General features: G+C 43.9%; 10 protein-coding genes. All 10 read left to right on the top strand.

Going from position 1 to position 19,563, the window contains the following annotated elements; all coding sequences use genetic code 11:
- The 10 genes from ACYVBM_RS06925 (at window position 1) to ACYVBM_RS06880 (ending at window position 19,547) form a co-directional block, all read left to right on the top strand.
- On the top strand, window positions 1-1,680 hold the full coding sequence (locus ACYVBM_RS06925; RefSeq protein WP_460684908.1) for a RagB/SusD family nutrient uptake outer membrane protein: 1,680 nt from the start codon (window positions 1-3) through the stop codon (window positions 1,678-1,680).
- A 28-nt stretch (window positions 1,681-1,708) separates the two neighbouring features.
- Window positions 1,709-4,795 carry a SusC/RagA family TonB-linked outer membrane protein gene (locus ACYVBM_RS06920; RefSeq protein WP_460684907.1) on the top strand — a complete coding sequence of 1,029 codons (3,087 nt, stop codon included), beginning with the start codon at window positions 1,709-1,711 and terminating at the stop codon, window positions 4,793-4,795.
- Between the two features lie 41 nt (window positions 4,796-4,836).
- The gene (locus ACYVBM_RS06915) at window positions 4,837-6,543 is read left to right on the top strand and encodes a RagB/SusD family nutrient uptake outer membrane protein (RefSeq protein WP_460684906.1); all 1,707 of its coding nucleotides are present in this window, start codon (window positions 4,837-4,839) and stop codon (window positions 6,541-6,543) included.
- Between the two features lie 24 nt (window positions 6,544-6,567).
- On the top strand, window positions 6,568-8,043 hold the full coding sequence (locus tag ACYVBM_RS06910) for a hypothetical protein (protein WP_460684905.1): 1,476 nt from the start codon (window positions 6,568-6,570) through the stop codon (window positions 8,041-8,043).
- Window positions 8,044-8,082: 39 nt separating this feature from the next.
- Entirely contained in the window at window positions 8,083-9,570 is a 1,488-nt protein-coding gene (locus ACYVBM_RS06905; RefSeq protein WP_460684904.1) for a hypothetical protein, read from the top strand.
- Between the two features lie 56 nt (window positions 9,571-9,626).
- Window positions 9,627-11,003: a polysaccharide lyase domain-containing protein gene (locus ACYVBM_RS06900; RefSeq protein WP_460684903.1), complete on the top strand. Its 1,377-nt coding sequence runs from the start codon at window positions 9,627-9,629 to the stop codon at window positions 11,001-11,003.
- A gap of 141 nt (window positions 11,004-11,144) precedes the next feature.
- Window positions 11,145-14,183 (top strand): discoidin domain-containing protein, encoded by a 3,039-nt coding sequence (locus tag ACYVBM_RS06895; protein WP_460684902.1) that lies wholly within the window; start codon window positions 11,145-11,147, stop codon window positions 14,181-14,183.
- Window positions 14,184-14,253: 70 nt separating this feature from the next.
- Entirely contained in the window at window positions 14,254-15,069 is an 816-nt protein-coding gene (locus tag ACYVBM_RS06890) for an SDR family oxidoreductase (RefSeq protein WP_460684901.1), read from the top strand.
- Window positions 15,070-15,376: 307 nt separating this feature from the next.
- Window positions 15,377-18,301 (top strand): glycoside hydrolase family 2 TIM barrel-domain containing protein, encoded by a 2,925-nt coding sequence (locus ACYVBM_RS06885; protein WP_460684900.1) that lies wholly within the window; start codon window positions 15,377-15,379, stop codon window positions 18,299-18,301.
- Window position 18,302: 1 nt separating this feature from the next.
- Window positions 18,303-19,547 carry a DUF2264 domain-containing protein gene (locus ACYVBM_RS06880; protein ID WP_460684899.1) on the top strand — a complete coding sequence of 415 codons (1,245 nt, stop codon included), beginning with the start codon at window positions 18,303-18,305 and terminating at the stop codon, window positions 19,545-19,547.
- Window positions 19,548-19,563 lie beyond the last annotated feature (16 nt).

Raw genomic sequence — 19,563 nt, 5'->3', positions numbered from 1 at the left:
ATGACCAGGTATATATATTTCTTATTTATCGCAATGGTTTTTATCAGCTCATCCTGCCAGAAGCTGGAAGACTGGCCTATGGAGCGGATCAAAGAAGACTATCTGTGGGATAGCAAAGACTCTTTAGGCACCAATGCCGGTTACTTTTTAAATACGATCTATGGCGAAATGCCAACCGGCTTTAACCGCATTGGAGGAAACCTTTTATGTACGGCCACTGACGATGCTGTTCCGTCGGCTGACAATACTACTATCGCAAGATTTACCAGCGGTGGGTACTCGCCTATAGATAATGCCGATGATTCGTGGAGCGCCAACTATTCCAGCATCAGGAAATGCAATTTGTTCCTAAAAAACTTTCCGCGAATCACCCTTAAAGCAAGCATCAGGCAGGAGGGTGTATACTGGATGGCAGAAGCCCGGTTTTTACGAGCCTTGTTCTATTTTGAGCTGGTAAAACGCTACGGTGGTGTGCCTTTGCTGGGCGACAATATACTTACTTTAGAAGATGATCTCAGGCTGCCGCGAAACACTTACGATGAATGCGTAAATTATATTGTAAGCGAGTGCGACGCGGTTAAAGACAATCTGCGTCCCGATCCGGTTTCAAATGCCGACTATGGCCGTGTTACCAAAATGGCTGCGCTTACGCTAAAAGCCAAAACCCTGCTCTATGCCGCAAGTTCTTTAAACAATGCTGCAAACGATAAAAACAAATGGATAAGGGCGAAAGATGCGCTTGCAGATGCTATTGTGCAAGCCGCAGCAGGTGGTTTTTCCCTTGAAAGCTCTTTTAGTAATGTTTTCCTGGCCCGTAAAAACACCGAAGTGATACTGGCCTACCAGCGCCAGGTAACCACCGACGTGGAATTGAACAATGCGCCCATTGGCTATGTAAGCGGCAATACTGCCAGCCGGGGACGTACCAGCCCCACGCAGGAATTGGTAGATGCGTTTACAACCATAAAAGGATTAGCCATTGATGAAGACGTAAAATCGGCCAGTAACGCCACTGGCTATGATGCCAACAACCCTTATGCCAACAGGGATCCCCGCCTGTCGCTCACTGTTTTTTATAATGGTATGCCCTGGCTTACCAGGCCGGTGGAAACATACGATGGAGGAGCCGACCGGCCAGGTGGCGCCACCGTACAAACTAAAACAGGATATTATATGCGCAAGTTCATGGGCAACTTCAGCACCGGGACAGCCTATTCTAACCAGAACCATAATTTCCCCATTTTCAGGTATGCGGATGTACTGCTGATGTTTGCCGAAGCGAAGAACGAAGCGGACGGGCCAGTAGACTCAGTGTACACTTATTTAAGAGAGATCAGGAAAAGAGCCGGTATCCTTGCAGGTACGGCCCCGGATCTTTATGGCGTTCCGGCCGGGCTTACGCAGGAACAAATGCGCGAATTGATCAGGAATGAGCGAAGGGTAGAAATGGCATTTGAAGAGCAACGGTTTTGGGACCTGCGCCGCTGGAAAATTGCAGAAAACATCTACAACCGGCCACTGCATGGTATGCGTATTACAAAAACCGGCGCCAACGTAACATACAGCGTGGAGGCCTTAGCTGTACCGTTCCAGTTCTTTGCGCCGCGCATGTACCGGTACCCTGTTCCTTTCAGTGAAATATCTAAAAACCGCAATCTTGTACAAAACGAAGGCTATTAAATGTTCATTAAGGGCTAAATTAAATGTTATGAAGAAATTATTGAGAGCCGTATTGATTGTTTGCTTTTTATTGCCGGCAGCGGTATATGCACAACAAACGATACATGGGGTTGTAAACGGTATTGACGGGCCTTTGCCGGGTGCCAGTGTGCAGGAAAAAGACCAGGCAACCAACGGTATCATCACCAGCAAAGACGGCTCTTTCCGGCTGACGCTGAAAGGCGTTACCAAAACCATTATCGTAACGGCAGTTGGTTACCAGGATAAAGAAATAAATGTACATGACATGGACACCGCCATTGTCATCAATATGGACCAGACAGCAAAGGGGCTTGACGATGTAATTGTAGTAGGATACGGAACAACCAAAAAAATAACCAGTACCGGGGCCGTTACATCGGTGTCGGCAGCCGATGTAAGAAATACGCCCACGCCGAATATTCAAAATACCCTGATAGGGCGTGCTCCGGGCTTTATATCGCAGCAACGTACGGGCCAGCCTGGTAAAAGCGGGGCCGAATTTTTTATCCGTGGTGTCAATTCTCTTTCCGGCGAATCTCAAAAGCCGCTGATCATTGTAGACGATGTAGAATATACTTACGACCAGGTATCCCAGCTTGACGTAAATGAAATTGAAAGCTTTTCTATTTTAAAGGACGCCTCCACCACCGCAGTATATGGTATAAAAGGCGCTAATGGCGTACTGGTTATTACCACCAAAAGAGGTAAAACAGGCAAGCCGGTTATTAATTTCAATACCGAGCACGGATTGCAAACACCGGTCACCACTCCTAAATTCCTGGATGCGTATACCGTGGCTAAGTTAAGAAACGAGGCTTTAACAAATGACGGCATCACACCACTGGAATTTACCGAAGCCGATTTAGAGCACTGGCGCCTTAAAGATGATCCATACGGGCATCCGGACGTAGACTGGTACAACGAGGTGTTTAAAAAATATTCTTACCAAACCCGCAATAACATTGATATTTCAGGCGGCACACAAAAGGTTAAATACTTTATTTCCGGCGGCCATACCTTCCAGGACGGGCAGCTAAGAAATTTCAGCAGGGGCGATTATGAAGCGCCAAAGAATAACTACTCCTATCAGCGGTTCACATTCCGCTCTAACCTGGATATGCAGGCCACACAAACCTTAAAGCTAAGATTAGACGTTACAGGAAGAACAGGAACTATTACCGAACCACATATTGCCACTACCCCATTGGCTACCATTTACAGTTTCCAGAGGCTTCCGCCTTATGCGGCCCCGCTCCTGAACCCCGATGGCAGCTATCCCTGGGCATTCAGGTCAAGAAATATTTATTATGAAACGAGCCTTATTGGCCGCCTGGCATTGCAGGGATACGATAAAACATTCCGCAACGAGCTGAATGTTCTTTTCAGCGCCGATCAAAGACTGGACTTTGTAACAAAGGGCCTTTCTGTGAACTGGCGTATTGCCTACGCAGGCGACGTGAGCTACGACAGGAGCCTCTACCGGAATAATATACCTGCTTTTTATTATAATCCTGAAGATGGTTCTTATACCATTCACAGCAACGGATTGTACCGGCTGGAACCACTTACCTTATCCAGTTCGGGACAGAATACAGCTTCGCGTAAAACAGTAAATACATTAGGCAGGCTAAACTATGCCCGTTCGTTCGGCAGCCATAATGTAAAAGGAATGCTGCTCTACAACCTGGATAATGTAACAAGGGGGAGTTACAACGATGCCACAGGTGTAAAAGCTGTTCAGGAATATGCGCCGGTGGTGCTGCAGGGCACTACCTTCCGGGCGGAGTACAATTATGCCCAGCGCTATCTTGTTGAATTTAACGGTGCCTACAACGGCACCAGCCAGTTTGTTGGCCGTAAGACCAAAGGATTTTTCCCGGCAGTATCTGTCGGCTGGAATATTGCAGAAGAAAACTTTTTTAAAAATATAAAATTTGTCGATCTGCTGAAGCTGAGAGGCTCGTGGGGCATAACCGGTTCTGATGTTACCGCAGGCAATGTATACAAGACAGAGCAACTTTATAATCCCGGCCCCAATTATAACTTTGGTGAAACGGCTAATTCATTTCCTTCTATACAGGAAGGTACGTTGGGCAACCTGGATATTTCATGGGAACAATCGAAGAAGACCAATATTGGTATCGACGCCCAGTTTTTTGAAAACAAGGTGTCTTTTACGATCGACTATTTTTATGACTATCGATACGACCAGCTATATGTAAAAGATGATGTGCTGAAGATCATTGGTGTAACCCTGCCTTATACCAACTCTGCTATTACCGAAAATAAAGGTTTTGACGGACAGGTAAGCTATAACAACCGGAAAGAGAAATTTTCGTATGGAGCGGTATTCACATTCTCTCATGCAAAAAACAAAGTGATTTACCAGGGCGAGGCAACGCCCCGTTACCCCTATCTTGCTAAAACAGGAAGGCCTATAGGACAGGCTTTTGGTTATCATGTACTGGGCTTTTTTCAAACCCAGGAAGAAGTGGATAATTATCCCCATCTTGCCGATGCAAAGCCAGGAGACCTGAAATACGAAGATATAAACGGCGATGGAGCAATTGACCAGCAGGATTACAGGCCTATTGGCCGACCCAACCTGCCGCAAACAGTGCTGGGTACTTCTTTGTCTTTCGGCTATGGCAATTTCAGTCTGAACGTTTTATTCCAGGGAAGCTTCGATTACAGCTACCGCATATCCACCAACCAGGTGATACCATTCCAGGCCAACCTGCAGGAAGTAGCTTTGGGACGATGGACGCCTGAGACCGCTTCTACCGCAACATTCCCCCGGCTAAGTACCATACTGGCAGGTCCCAGCAGCCCCTCGAATTCCTCCGATTTCTGGATGGTAAATGATGCCAAATACGTACGTCTTAAATCTGTGGAATTGGGATACCAGTTACCCAAAAGATGGCTGCAGCGGGCAAAGATCAACACAGCACGGCTCTATGTAAGCGGGTATGATCTGCATACCTGGGCCAATTTCAGCCTGTACAACCAGGATCCCGAAATACAAAGCGGTGGCAGCGGAGCCGTATATCCTGTGTTAAAAATTTACAATGCAGGCCTGCAGATAGGATTTTAATTCAGTTATAAACCAGTAATACAGCATTTAAAAATACCCGGATGAACACAAAAATATTCATAGCCGTTATCTCAGTTGCCTTCCTGGCATCCTGCAAAAAAGGCAGTGTGCTGGACCAGGTGCAAACCAACGATCTGAATGAGGCCTCTACTTTTTCTGACAGTGCCAGGACCATGCAATTCTTAACGCGTATTTATACCGACATAGGCTTTAGCGCTTCTCCACAGCGTTTGGGTGGCAGTATAGGCATCTACAGCATTGGCGATGAAGTAGAAAGCAACCTGCAAAGTGCATCTGCCTACAATGTCATCTTCCAGACAGGGGCCGTAAGTGCATTAAATATTCCTGTTGATGCCTGGGAAACATCCTATGCCAATATAAGGCGTGTAAATGTGCTGCTGCAGCATTTGCCGGCTACACCCTTATCTGCTGCCCTGCGCAGCAGGATGGCAGGTGAAGCGCGTTTTATGCGGGCATGGTTCTATTTTATCATGCTGAAGCATTATGGCGGTGTGCCCCTGGTTGGTGATGCCGTATACAGCCCTACCGATGTGATACCTTCTAAACGCGCCACCTTTGAAGAGTGTGTAAATTATATTGCCGGTGAGTGCGATGCAGCCGCTGGTTTGTTGCCACCGGCATATACGGGCTTAGACTATGGGCGCGTTACAAAAGGGGCATGCCTGGCATTGAAATCAAGGTTATTGCTTTACGCGGCCAGCCCTCTCTTTAACGGCCGATCCGAGATGGATGGTATACTGGGCTACCCTTCGGCCGATGCATCAAGATGGAACAAAGCCGCACAGGCGGCTTTAGACGTTATTAACCTGGGACAATATAGCTTAATGGAAATAACCTCACCTCCAGGCTATGGTTTCCAAAAAGTTTTCGTAACACGCAAAAATAATGAATACATCCTGGCCGCAATGGCCGGCAATAACCGTACGCTGGAATCGATGTGGGACCCGGCCACCCGGACAGGTAATGGCAGCTCCATGCCTTACCAGGAGCTGGTAGATGCTTTTGGCACAGTTAACGGCAAACCTATTACAACCGATATAAAATCTGCCGGTAACCCAACTGGTTATGATGCTGCCAATCCCTACATAAACCGCGACCCGCGGTTGGCTTACAGTATCTTGTTCAACGAAGGGCTCCGCCTGAATGTAAGCAGAACGGTAACGCCTGTTTATACTTATTCCACCGCAGCACAGGACGGATACCCTATTACAAAAACCGGGTATTATTTAAGGAAGATGCTGGATGAAAATACGATTGCCAGCACAACCTCCTCCCCTACCGAAAGGTGCCTGCCTTTGATAAGATACGCCGAGATACTGCTGAATCATGCCGAAGCGGCCAATGAATCGGGAGATATCAATACCGCTTACAAACAGGTAGAAGCCATACGTAAGCGAGCAGGCATTAACCCGGGTGTAAATGAAAACTACGGCCTTACCGAAGGCATGAGTAAAGAGCAGATGCGTGAAGTGATACAAAACGAAAGGCGTGTAGAGCTGGCCATTGAAGAGCACCGGTACTGGGATATAAGAAGATGGAAGATAGCCGAAAGCATATCTAACAAGCCTTTGCACGGAGTGAAAATAGTGAAGACGGGCGACACTTATACCTACGAAACAGTTACGATAAGAACACCGGTATTCACTGCTCCCAAATGGTACCTGTGGCCGATACCCCAGGGAGAGATCAATAAATCGGAAGAATTATTACAAAACCCCGGATGGTAGTCATTCATCAACAAATTGAGCGCTATGAATATTTTAATAAGAAAGCAGCAATATAAAAGGTTATGTTTAGCGGCAGCTGTAATGGCCGGCCTGGTATTTTTTGCCTGCAAAAAATCATCTGTTGAAAGGCCCTTAAATGTAGGCACTATAAGATTTGAATCGGCGGCTTATACAATTGAGAACAACAGCCCCGATTCGCTGAATGTGGTATTACCGCTTTCGCTGCCTATTGAAGAAGAGGCCACAGTAACCGTTGCCGTAGATAACAGCAGCACCATAGGAACAGGCGAATACGCTATTACGCCACCGGTTCCCACAAGCAGCCTTACATTCACGCTTCCCAAAGGGGCTACCGAGGCATCTCTTAAAGTAAACTCCTTAAACAATTTTGAAGGAGATAAACAGCTCGTACTTAAGATCACGGCTGCAACAGGCGGACTTTCAGTCGCTAAAACCAATGCTACTACTGTTATTACTATTAAGGGAGAACCTGTTGTGTTGCCTGAAATAAATGTTTCTACACGAACTTTATCATTTGGCAATGTGGCAGCAGGCTCCATTTCAGCACCGTTGTCGTATGATGTGTGGGGAACGAAATTATCAGAAGATGTGACCGTTACCGCAAGCGCTAATTTTGAAATCTCTTTAGACGGCAGCGTTTATGGTAAAACGCTTGAGCTATCGGGCTCTACATTAAATATCGCGCCTATGACCGTATTTGTCAGGTTCCTTGCCAATACCGGCTCCAATCAATCCATAAACGGGTTTATTACGCATACATCATCTGCTGTTCAGGATGTAACAATTGCTGCAAACGGGGTGGAATTCGGCAATGCGCTGCCTGGTGTACTGATCTTTAAAGATGATTTTGAGTATGGAGCGGCTGCCGGCAATTTGAAAAATTTGACCACTACATGGCCGGTATTCTCAGGAACAGTGAATCCTATTAAATATATCATACCGGGCTTATCCTATCCCGGCTACATTGGCTCTGGTAAAGGCGGCGCTGTTGTATCCGAAAACGGCAGTGGATCGCGCGAGGACAACAGCACAGCATTTACTCAGCAAAATTCCGGCACTCTATACGTAGCGCAAATGATCAGTATTGCCACTGCTGCGGGGGGCGACTTCTTTACCTCGCTGAGAGATGCAGGCGGGTCTTACTATAACCGCATATACGTAAAAGATAACGGGGGAAGCCCACAAATAGGTATCGGCAAATCAAGCGCTACGGTTGCTTACTCACCTGTCAACTATAATTATGGCACTACCTACCTGTTAATTCATAAATACGATTTCAATACCGGTGTGTCGTCAATGTATGTTCTATCAGGTGATATCCCGCTTATTGAACCTGCTGTTCCGGATGCTGTTACCAGCACTGGATCAGGCCCGGGAGCGGTTATAAATGTCTGCCTGCGGCAAAACACAACATTGCTCACGGCCACCTACGATGGCTTGCGCATTGCTACATCGTGGAAAGAAGCTGTAGGAAAGTAATAAAAAGTGAAATAATTTTTAGAAAATAATTTGATGCTCATGAAGTCCAGACTATTAACTTTATTAATATGCGCTATAGTTGCAGGCTGTATTAAAAATAGCCCGCAGCCTCCCGTTCCGGTAATGCCTGAACTACCAGCAGTTGTAACACCTTCGCTGGTAACAGTAGACTGCTCGCAGCAGCAGGGACCGGTTATGGAGATGCATCGTTACAATGGAAGCTCTACCACTTCTTCAATGCCAGGCGCCAATACCAGAACCTGGCTGCAGCAGCTGCAAACCAGGCTGGTAAGGGTATGGATACAGCTGGTGTATGTATACAACAATGGTAATACCAAATACAACTACACTTATGGCAGTAATAATATGACGGTAGAAGATGCGCTGAGCTTTTACTCTTCTTCATCAGACTCCCTGCTGATTGCGCTGAGCGGTCATAAGGCCTCGGGCAGCTACCAGATGCCAACCGGCGACGCCTACAAGAACCTGGTAAGGGAAACAATGTTGTATTATAAAAGAAAGTACCCCAAGATCAAATACGTGCACATTGGAAACGAAGTAGACCATGCAGGAGAAACAATGGCCACCTATTACCCGGTTTACCAGTACGCCTATAAAGGCTTAAATGAAGCCAATGCCATACTGAAAGCCGAATACCAGGCGCAGGGTAAAAACTACGATCCCATATTGATAGGTAATTCAACTATCACAGGCAACATCAGCAGCATGTTGTCTTATGCCGAAAGCTTTGTAAAAGCCTATACAAACGATCCCGACCCAGCCAAAAAATTCGATTTCTTTACGTTCAACAGCTACGGTGAAGCCAACCGCCCATTTGAGCTGCTAAGCGCACGCAGCAAAATAGACCATATGATGAACACAAATGGCTTACCGGCTATCCCGGTAATCGTTTCTGAATTCGGTATACAGGGCGGATCCTCCCTGCCCTCTGGCGCAACGCTTGAGCAAATGGTGGTATTGCAGGCAGCAGGGCAGCTAACCAAAGCCTTTTATATGTACGAAGGCGGTATTAACGCTGTATGCAACTGGTTAGTGAATCACGGCACATTAATTTACAAAAGCCAGCTGCTGGATGTAAATAATGCTTATGCATCGCCTTATGGCAACATGCTGGTACTTAGTAAAATGATGGCTGAGCGCAAGACCCGCGTAAAAGTAACTTCCAAAGGGTTAGACAATGTAGGATTGGGCATTAACGCCCTGGCAGCAGCCGACCCTGCAAAAGGAATTGCGGTTCTGGTATGGAATTATAACTGGACCAAGGCGGTAGCTGTCAAAGATATTATGGTAGGCGTTAACAATATACCATCGGCGTATTTCCCCGGCAGTAAAATACATTGCGATATCTATACAATTGACTCTAAAACCAATAATTATTATGCCGATAATAACCAAAAAATAATTTCAGTAACCAAGCAAATGGATATAGATTACAGCGCCAATGTACAGGTGCCTTTAACGGTGGAAGGAGCTTCTGTGTCTTTAATAGTGCTTACACCTCAATAAATTTCTAACCGATTTCTGCAGGCATCGCCGCAAATCTGCAAAACAAACACATACTGATGAAAAAGTGCGCTTTATTCCTGAATGGTTTTATATATGCAGCTGCCCTTTTCAGCAGCTTTACAGCAGCTGCTACCAGTTATTATGTAAATTCCCTGGTAGGTGATGACAACAATACAGGAACTTCTAAGGAATTGGCATGGAAAACTTTAAAAAACCTTGAACAAGGTATTTTCAAACCGGGTGACAGCATTTTGTTTGCCAAAGGATCGGCCTATACCGGAGGATTCACTTTTACCTGCTCGGGTGCGCACGGTAAGCCCATCGTATTTTCAAGCTATAGTGCCGGTGCAGATATAGTACTGACCAACGACCGGCGAAAGCTGCAGGATTTATTCACCAGGTACGGGGCCGGAAGAGCGCCCGCATTTTCTAACCCTGACTGGAATATATTAAATGGGAATATCTTCCGGATCGAAGGCAGTTATATTATTATTGACGGGTTGTATTTTCATGACAACACTAATCCGCCAGGTTCAGACCGCAATAATAAAAATGTACAGAAGATGGGGGCCGTGTTTCTCAGTCTGGGTACACATCACAACATCGTACGCAACTGCGAGTTTTACAATACGCCTGTGGCTGTAAAAATAAAAGGGAAATACAATCTTGTCAGTCATAATTACTTTCATGATACTTTTGAAAAGATGGCGCAATCATGGGGACCAATTGCCATTATGATCGTTTCGCCACACAATGAAATTGCCTATAACAGGATCACCAACTATGGATCTTATGGAGGCCCTTACGGATCGGATGGTGGCGTCATTGAGCTGGACGGGGTGGATGACGCTTTTGATGGAAGGAATGTCCACATTCACCATAACACTTCCATTAACAACCATGGCTTTTTAGAGCTGGCAGGGAGGAACGTAGACAGCATCACAGTGGCTTATAATTTAAGCGACGACAGGAACCAGTTTATCGGCGGCGGCTCTATGAAAAATGTTCTTGTATTAAATAATACCGTGATCAGGACCCGCGAGCCAAATGTAGATCGCTATGTGTTCTGGACCTTTAACCGCGATTCTACTTTTCTTACTGTACGCAATAACATTTTTGTTTTGGCAAAAGACATACAGGTTTTCGGCCCATATGTAAAAGCTGTTGGACACAAACGGACAAAAATAGGCGACCAGGTGCACGACCATAACCTGTATTATTCGCCGGGCAATCCCGATCCTGTTGGTATTGCACCTGGTAAAGGCGACATGGTAGCTGATCCGCTTTTTATAGACGCAGCAAATGGAAACTTCAGGTTACGTAAAAACAGCCCGGCTATTAATCGCGGGTATAAAACAAATTATACAACAGACCTGGATGGCCGTACCGTTGGTGAAAAAAGACTACCGGCCATCGGCGCTTTGGAGTATTGATACAGTTAAAAATTTTAAAAAATAAGGTAATCTAACAACAACATTGCGTCGTTTTTAAGATATAAGAAAATGATCAGTTATAAATGTTATACATAATAAAATCAGCACCAGGGCTGATTTTAGCAACTGAAAGAAATAAAAATGAGACTAAAAACAATCACCACATGTATATTACTATTCGTAGTGCTGCTCTGCCAGGTGCAACCTTTATATAGCCAGCAAAAGAATATTGCTTTACATAAACCGGTTACTGTTTCATCGGAACAACTGACATACCCAGCAAAAAATATAGTTGACGGGAAAATATCAAGAACATCCAAATGGGAAGCAGCGAATGGCAAAGCACCCCATACTATTGAGATCGATCTGCAAAAGTATTACCATATAGAAGAGATAAAAGTGCATTCGGGAATTCCGGACAGTGAAAAAAAGCCCGGTGAGATGAGCCAGGCTGCAGGCTTCTGGTCAATGAAAAATTTTAAGATACAGTATTGGGATGATGCCAACTGGAGTGATTTTCCTGAAAGTGAAATTCATGAAAACCGCCTTGTTTCTGTAGTATTTAAATATACTCCGGCTATTACTACTTTCAAAATAAGAATCGTTTGTGATGACGGAGAACCAATAAATATAATGGAAGTGGAGGTTCTTGGTGACGAGGCCAAAGACATGCCTGCTCCTCCGCTTGTAAGTTCGGCAAATAAAAAAAATTCAGGATATACAGGCACACAACATGCAAACATCACTGTTAAAAATAAATCGGCCGGTGTATCTATGAAATATGTGGGGTATAACCAGGGCTATTATTTCCCCGGCTCTAACGTTTCCGGCTGGATTGAATACTCCAATGTGAACAGCCTGCGCGTATGGGCAAGCTTAAATGCTTTTGTACCCGAAAATTCTGTACAGGTTGATGAAATATTAGATGCTGTGGAGGAGTTCGACAAGAGAAAAACAGAGCTGAGGAAAAATCCAGAAAAAAATAAATATATTAAATGGGAGCATTTGCTTCCTTTATATGACCGTGCAGACTACTCATCCACTAACGGCATGGTATTTAATTACGCATTGGATGAGCTAAAAAAACTGGGAGCAGACGTAGTGCTGCAAATAGGCAGTACAGACTTTAAAAACAATTGGACGAACAAATGGAAACAATGGCAACGGTATTATGCACTGGTGTATCATGCTGCCAAAAGAGGAAACGTTTTTATGTTTGCTTTACAGAACGAGCCGAACCATCGTAATTCCGGCCCTATGAAACTGGAAGAATGGATCATGGCCATGCAATTGGTTTCTGATGCCATACATTGTGCAGTAGAAGATGTAAACAAAATCTATAATAAGCGGCTTATTCCAATGCTTGTAGGACCTGTAACAGCGGGGCAAAACACGGATTGGTGGACGGCTGTATCGAGAGCCATACGAACAGATTATCACGGGAAAAAGCTGGACAGGGATCTGCTGCAAATCTTCTCTACACATTCATATAATTCACCTGCCGTAGGTTACGAATCAAGAGTGAGCAACATCCGGAAAATCATACAGAACAATCATCCTGCCGGAAAGAGCCTGCCCATCGTTTACACAGAAATAGGCCGTTGGATGAATGCTTACCTGATCGATAAAGAAGAAACGATGGACACTCCTTCCCTATTCACCGAATGGGCCGGCATTTACTCCAACAATATGAAAAATGGAGCTTACGGCATGTGGGCTTTCAAGTTTGCCAATACCGTCAGCAGTACCTACCCCAGAGGTATTAAATCGGGCCACCATTTCACCTGGCAGGGAAAAAGGATCGTGGAAGATGCTTACAGGAACATTGCATTGAATAAACCTGTAGTAACAAGCATGTCCCATACAAAAGCGTCATTTATTACAGATGGTAATAAAACAGATCAGTCTGCCTGGGTAAGCGACAGCACAGGAAGGGAAAAATGGATTGAAATAGACCTCCAAAAAAAATACGACATCGGGAGCGCTGCGATATATACTGGTTCGGCATACGGTGTTTATACAGGGACCGACAGGATAAAGAATTTTAAGTTTCAGTATCTATCAGGCAATGAGTGGAAAGATATACCTGGACTACATATATCAAATAATAAATACACACAGGTATTTGAAGTTTTAAAAAATCCGGTCACCACTCAAAAAATAAAATTCGTCAGTACCGATGAGGGTCCTTTAAAAGTAAGAGAAATAAAGCTGTTTGATAAAAACGACGGACCATCCGGTGAGGCCGACTATAATGTTTCCGGCATACAAAGAACGGGGCAGGTAGTAAGGCTTTTTGCGAAAGGGTTCAAAAATGAAAGACCCTTGCTTGAAACAACTGCTTCAGTTGAAAATACTGACTTTGACAGTTATACGTCCTTTGATAAAGAAACAGGGAATTATTATATATGGCTGGTGCAAAGAGGTGCATTTACATACGAGTTAAACATTGATTTGAAAGAGCTCGGCATCAGCCCTGGCAACCCGGTAATTGCAGAAATAGTGAATGACAAAAATTATGGCGAGGCAAAACAAGTACTGGAAATGCCTGCATCGCAACAGATTGATTTTACGCTGCAGCCTCAAACAGTAGTTTTACTCACTATTCCCAAGAAAAACCTCGTAAAGAAGAAAATAACAGCAAGCTCCGCTTCGTTTGTGGCAGGTGGCAGCAATAAGCAAAAATCTTTCAGTAATGAAAAAAGGCTTAAAGTACAGTTGAACGCCTCACAGCCCGATAGCAATACTGTAGCTTATACTTATTTTGATTTTGATAAAAACAGCGCCCAAAAAGCAAATGCGATCCTGCTAAAAGTAAATGGATATACGAATAAAACAAGCACGCCTTACAGGCTGCATGTTTACGGTATTCCTTCTGTTAAATGGAGCGCCGAAAAACTAACATGGAGCAATGCTTTATTACTGGATGACAACAAAGCGCTGATAAAAGAGGTGGGCAGCAAGGCCTTTATAGCTGGCGAAATGGCATTTACAGATAAGGAGGAAGACCATTTCCTTGATATTACCCCGCTCGCAAAAAAATATGCCATAAAAGGATTGACTTTCGTATTGGTTCGCGAAACAAGGCAGCTCGGCGATGATGGGGACAAAGAGCACCATGCATCTATAAGCACATCGGACCACGAGAAGCCTGAACTGATTTACTGGATAAAAAAATAAATCCTTTTTAGAAACTATAATCTTCAATAAATCATTATTGGTTTTTTAACGCTTAATATCTATTTATTCTATGACCGATTTTAACTTAAACGGGAAAGTGATAGTAGTTACGGGAGGTACTGGTATTTTAGGAAAATCATTTGTAAAAGGTATTGCCCGTGCAGGTGGTATCACCTGTATTCTTGGCCGTAACGAGGCAACAGCAAAAGAACGCGCTCTCGACATTGTAAGCAACGGAGGTAAAGCTATTTCTTTAAAGGCAGACGTGACCAATGAGAAAGACCTTGCTATTGCAAAAAACGAAGTCCTTAAAAATTTTGGCAGAATAGACGGACTTGTAAATGCAGCAGGAGGTAACCTGCCACAGGCGATTGTTGAGCCGGGCTCTGATATTTTTAAACTCGACATGCATGGCCTCAGGGAGGTTATGGAATTGAACCTTTTCGGAACAATTTTACCCACACAGGTATTCGGGGAAGCAATCGCAGAGAATAGCAATGGCGGCTCTATTATCAATATCTCTTCAATGGCATCGCAGCGTGCCATTACAAGAGTATTAGGGTATAGTTTAGCTAAAAGCGCTATTGATTGCTATACAAAATGGTTTGCCATAGAATTGGGCAATCGTTATAAAGATAGTGTACGTGTGAATGCAATTGCGCCCGGCTTCTTTTTGACCGAACAAAACAAAGCGTTATTAACAAATGATAACGGAAGCTATACGGAAAGAGGGGATCTTGTTGTATCACACACTCCTTTCAAACGCCTTGGTGATGCAGATGAGCTGATCGGCGCTTTGATATGGCTGTTAAGTGATGCCTCTAAATTTGTAACCGGCACCGTTATTAATGTTGACGGGGGATTTTCAATTTTCAGCGGCGTATAGCATATAGTTAAAATCAAAAGCAAGGGAGGGATAAATACTTCAGTCCGGCCAAACAGGTTTCTTCTCCGGTTGATGAAATTTCTGCTGATCAGATGCTGAACAATTTCAAACGTTGTAACAATATATTACAAAGCATTTTGGTAAAACGGTATTTTTTCGGTTTTCAAAAACTATACCTTTATTATTAATTATTAGCGATTGATATATTGGAGTAAGCCTGCAAAAATCACTTTTAGCTATTCGAAAAAGAATAACGCGTATTAAATATCAGTAGGCTTTATTAAAAAAAATTATTACAAAAATTAAAATGATGATTAAAAGGAAGGTGTTAATCAGCAGCCTTTGTTTGTTAGGCGTATTGGGGCTGTTTGCACAAAAAACAGGACGTATTATTCCATTTACAGGAAGAGATTACCTGAGGGTGCTGGCAGACGCTTCATTTATAAAGCCCGGTTCGGTATATAAATTACACATAAAATCTTTAAAAGATAACAGAGTGTTATGGAGCGGCGCTGTGAATGCTGAAAAAGCCGTAAATGAAAAAATACCTAAAGTAAGCTTTACCGTAAATGATTTAAAGCCTGTTTTATGGGAGCCCGAAAACCCGTACCTCTATGAAGTTTGTTTACAGCGGTATGAAAAAAACACGTTAACAGAAGAAATAAAAGAGCGCGCGGGTTTTCGCAGTTTTGAGCGCAGGGAAGGCAATTTATATCTTAACGGGCACCCTGTCTTTTTAAGAGGAATTGCTATTAATCCACCCAACAGGGGTATTCCGGCTTCGCTGGAAAAAAGCCGGTCTTTTGCTTGGGATTATGTAACCTTCATGAAAAGTATCAACGTAAACATAATACGCATACCTGATGCCGAGGAATGGTATGATGTATGCGACGAACTGGGTATGATGGTTTTTGGCGGCAACTATGATGGTAAAGTAGCAAAAGGAGCAAAGGTTGAAAAAGCAGAGCAGGTGGGCGATGAGGGAGATGGTGGTTTTCCTGCTAATTATGACGATGGCGTGAGCTGGTATGAAAATGACAAATTAGGATTAATAGCTCATCACCCCGCTTTAATGGTATACGCCATGACAAACGAAACACCTTTTGCAGGAAAACGTGCTGTAGAATGGGAATCGTTCCTCTCATACGCATTTGAAAAGCTAAAGCGCTGGGATGAAACCAGGGTTTATATTGCCAATGCAGGATATGGTTACGGGAAGACCGGCGATATATGCGACCTGCACCGCTATTGGGGCTGGTATTATAGTTCCCCCTATACTTTTTTGCACATCAGGAACAATGCGGAAATAATACCTTTCCCGAAAAAAGGACAGCCTGTTACATTTACGGAATGCGTTGGAAATTATACCGGCCCCGACGGGCGCTATAATCTTACGCCGGGGCATAAAAACCCCAGCTCGCAGCTTGCCTGGACAGGACATGCCCCGCAGGATTTACAGGCGCAACTGGCTGATGAACATCAAAAATCAACATTAAGAAACGCTACTGAAGTCTTCAGGCAGTTTAGAAACATTAATCCTGACCTGAGTGGTGTATTTCCTTTTACCATTTTGTTTTATAACTGGAATGATATAACCCATTTCAGGGATATGAAGCCAAAGCCGGCTACTGATCAAATAAAAATATCCTATCAACCGGTATTATTAAGTTGGGAGTCGTGGACACCCCATGTTTATGCGGGAAGCAGCATAAACCCTATCGTTCATATCATCAACGATGATAACGGCTTCAATGATATAAAAAATGTAAAACTGGTTTATAAACTAACGGATAAAACAAAAAAAACGGTATTATGCGATAGTATTACCGTACCGGATATAGCCTATTACGGAACTTTTAAAAAGGAGCTCCCTATTGTATTACCGGAAAATGTGGTAACAGGATATTACGATCTTGAAGGTAGCGTCTTCTCAGGCAACAAAAAGGTTTCTGCTAATAGTATTCAGTATTTTATTGCAAATACAGATTATATAAAAGCGGTAACACCGGTAAAAGCGCCGGTTTTATTGTATGACCCTGCAGGCAATACAAAAAAAGCATTTGAAAAACTGGGCATTCATTACACCGGTATAACAGATCTTAAAAATATAAAAGGCAGCGCGGCCCTGGTAATCGGGGAACAGGGGGCCGATAGCCAGTTAGCCCGGGCAACACCAGGCATCCGCCAATTGATTAATAATGGAGCACGGGTGTTAATTTTAGGACAGGACAGCGTGCACAGAAATAACTTAAACAGTCTCCTCCAATATAAAATAACCAACCGGAACATCGACATTGATAATCCTGATTATCCAACATCTGCCCTTTCTCCCCGGAACGGTTATTATGTAAATCCGGAAAGACCCGAAAATCCAATATTCGCAGGCATTACACGAAAAGAGCTCAGGATTTGGAGCGATTACACAGGTTGGAATGCCACTAAAGCAGGAATGCCGGCTATTTATCCGGTTACAAATGGTTTTAATCTCGCAGACAATGAGGCAGTAAAGCAAACAGCTATTATTGCCAATTACAGCTCTGGTTTGCAGGCTATAGCTGTAGCAGAACAGTTTATGGGAGAAGGATGCGTATTGATAAGCGGGCTTGATATGATAAACCGTTCGGGGCTTGATCCTATAGCCGACCGTATACTGCTGAACATGGTGGCTTACCTCAGTAATGCAAACAAACACGAGCCATATCAATTCATTACAGCACCCATTATATGGGGCGACTATGAAACTGAAAGGGGAATCGTTACGGATTTATATAGTGGTTTTCTGGTTAACTCAACGCCAAGGTTACCCCAATCCTTGCACAACTCGATTGTGATCTCTAAAGAAGGCTACCAACTGGCCGGCGGTAATCGCGGAGGGTTCAACTCACGCCCGGGCATACAATATGTTGCCAATGGAAGACGTCCGTGGGGGCCTTTTACCCAAACATTTGGAGGACAACCTAAAATAAAGCCGGATGCTCCTTCGTATGGTACGGGGATGTTCTGGTGCAGGATACCGGAAGGCCAGAATATGTGTACTTCCGTAGTGTGGAACCCATCAGGTGAGCCTTTGGAAATAAAAATAAAAATAAACGGGCTCCCGGAGGTTACGCAAGTTATAAAGCCTAGCGAAACAAAATGGATTGATTGCCCGGTAGACAAGCCAGAGGTTTCAATAACTTATAAGGGAGACAGAAGACTGGTGGTATTACAAACATCTTTTAATAAAAAGTAAAATGATGAGAAATAATAAGATTCTAGTATTATTATTTATGCTGTTGCTGTTTTCGCCACCTGTGATACAGGCACAGCAAAAGGATAGTACGCTGGTCGGAAAATCAGAACGTGATTATTGTATAAAAATCCTGGTTAAAATTGCTGATCCTGTATTAAACGCATTAAGCAGGAATGAGCTAAAAAAAGCAATGCCGGTAGAAGCTGCAGTACCAACGGACAGAGTGTATTCTACGTATCTTGAGGCATTCGGCAGGCTGCTTGCCGGCATAGCTCCCTGGCTGGAGCTCGGGCCTGATAATACAGCAGAAGGAAAACTGCGTGAGAGATATATCAATCTTACATTAAAATGTATTGATAACGCCACCAACCCGCAATCTCCTGATTTTTTAAACTTTTCTGAAGGTCGTCAACCTTTAGTAGACGCAGCATTCTTTGCACAGGGAATATTACGGGCACCTACACAATTGTGGGAGAGGTTGAGCGAAGCAACAAAACAGCATGTAATAAAGGCGTTAAAATCTTCGCGTGGTATCACACCCTCTTATAGCAATTGGCTGATGTTTAGTGCAATGGTAGAAGCATTTTTGGAAAAATTTGATAAAAGTGGCGATAAGATGCGCCTGGATTATGCTATTAAACAGCACTCACTATGGTATAAAGGAGATGGCACATATGGAGATGGGCCCGACTTTCATTGGGATTACTATAATAGCTTCGTAATTCAACCCATGCTCTTGGAAGTATTACAGGTCATGAAGGATTCAGGTATCGACAGTAAAAAAGAATATGGGGTTATATTAACAAGGGCAAGACGATATGCAGCAGTGCAGGAAAGGCTTATCTCTCCGGAGGCTACCTATCCGGTCATCGGACGCTCTATTACTTACCGTTTTGGGGCATTTCAACTATTATCTAAGGTGGCGCTTATGCGGCAGTTACCTGCGGAAGTAAACCCCCAACAGGTGCGATACGCCTTATACTCGGTGATAAAACGACAAATTGAAGCACCCGGTACATTTGATGAAAAAGGATGGTTACGGATAGGTTTTTTCGGGCATCAGCCAAATCTTGGAGAAAGGTATATTTCAACCGGCAGCCTGTATTTATGCACGCAGGCCTTTTTAATACTGGGTTTGCCGGCTAATGATGTTTTTTGGACAGCTCCTGATAAAGACTGGACAAACAAGCGGATATGGAAAGGAGATTATATTGAAATAGATCACGCTATAACAGACAACTCATAACTATTACTATAAACAA

The organism is Niabella aquatica (genome assembly GCF_054779315.1).
The sequence above is the reverse complement of the archived record's forward strand: the minus strand, read 5'-3'. Positions and strand labels throughout refer to the sequence as shown.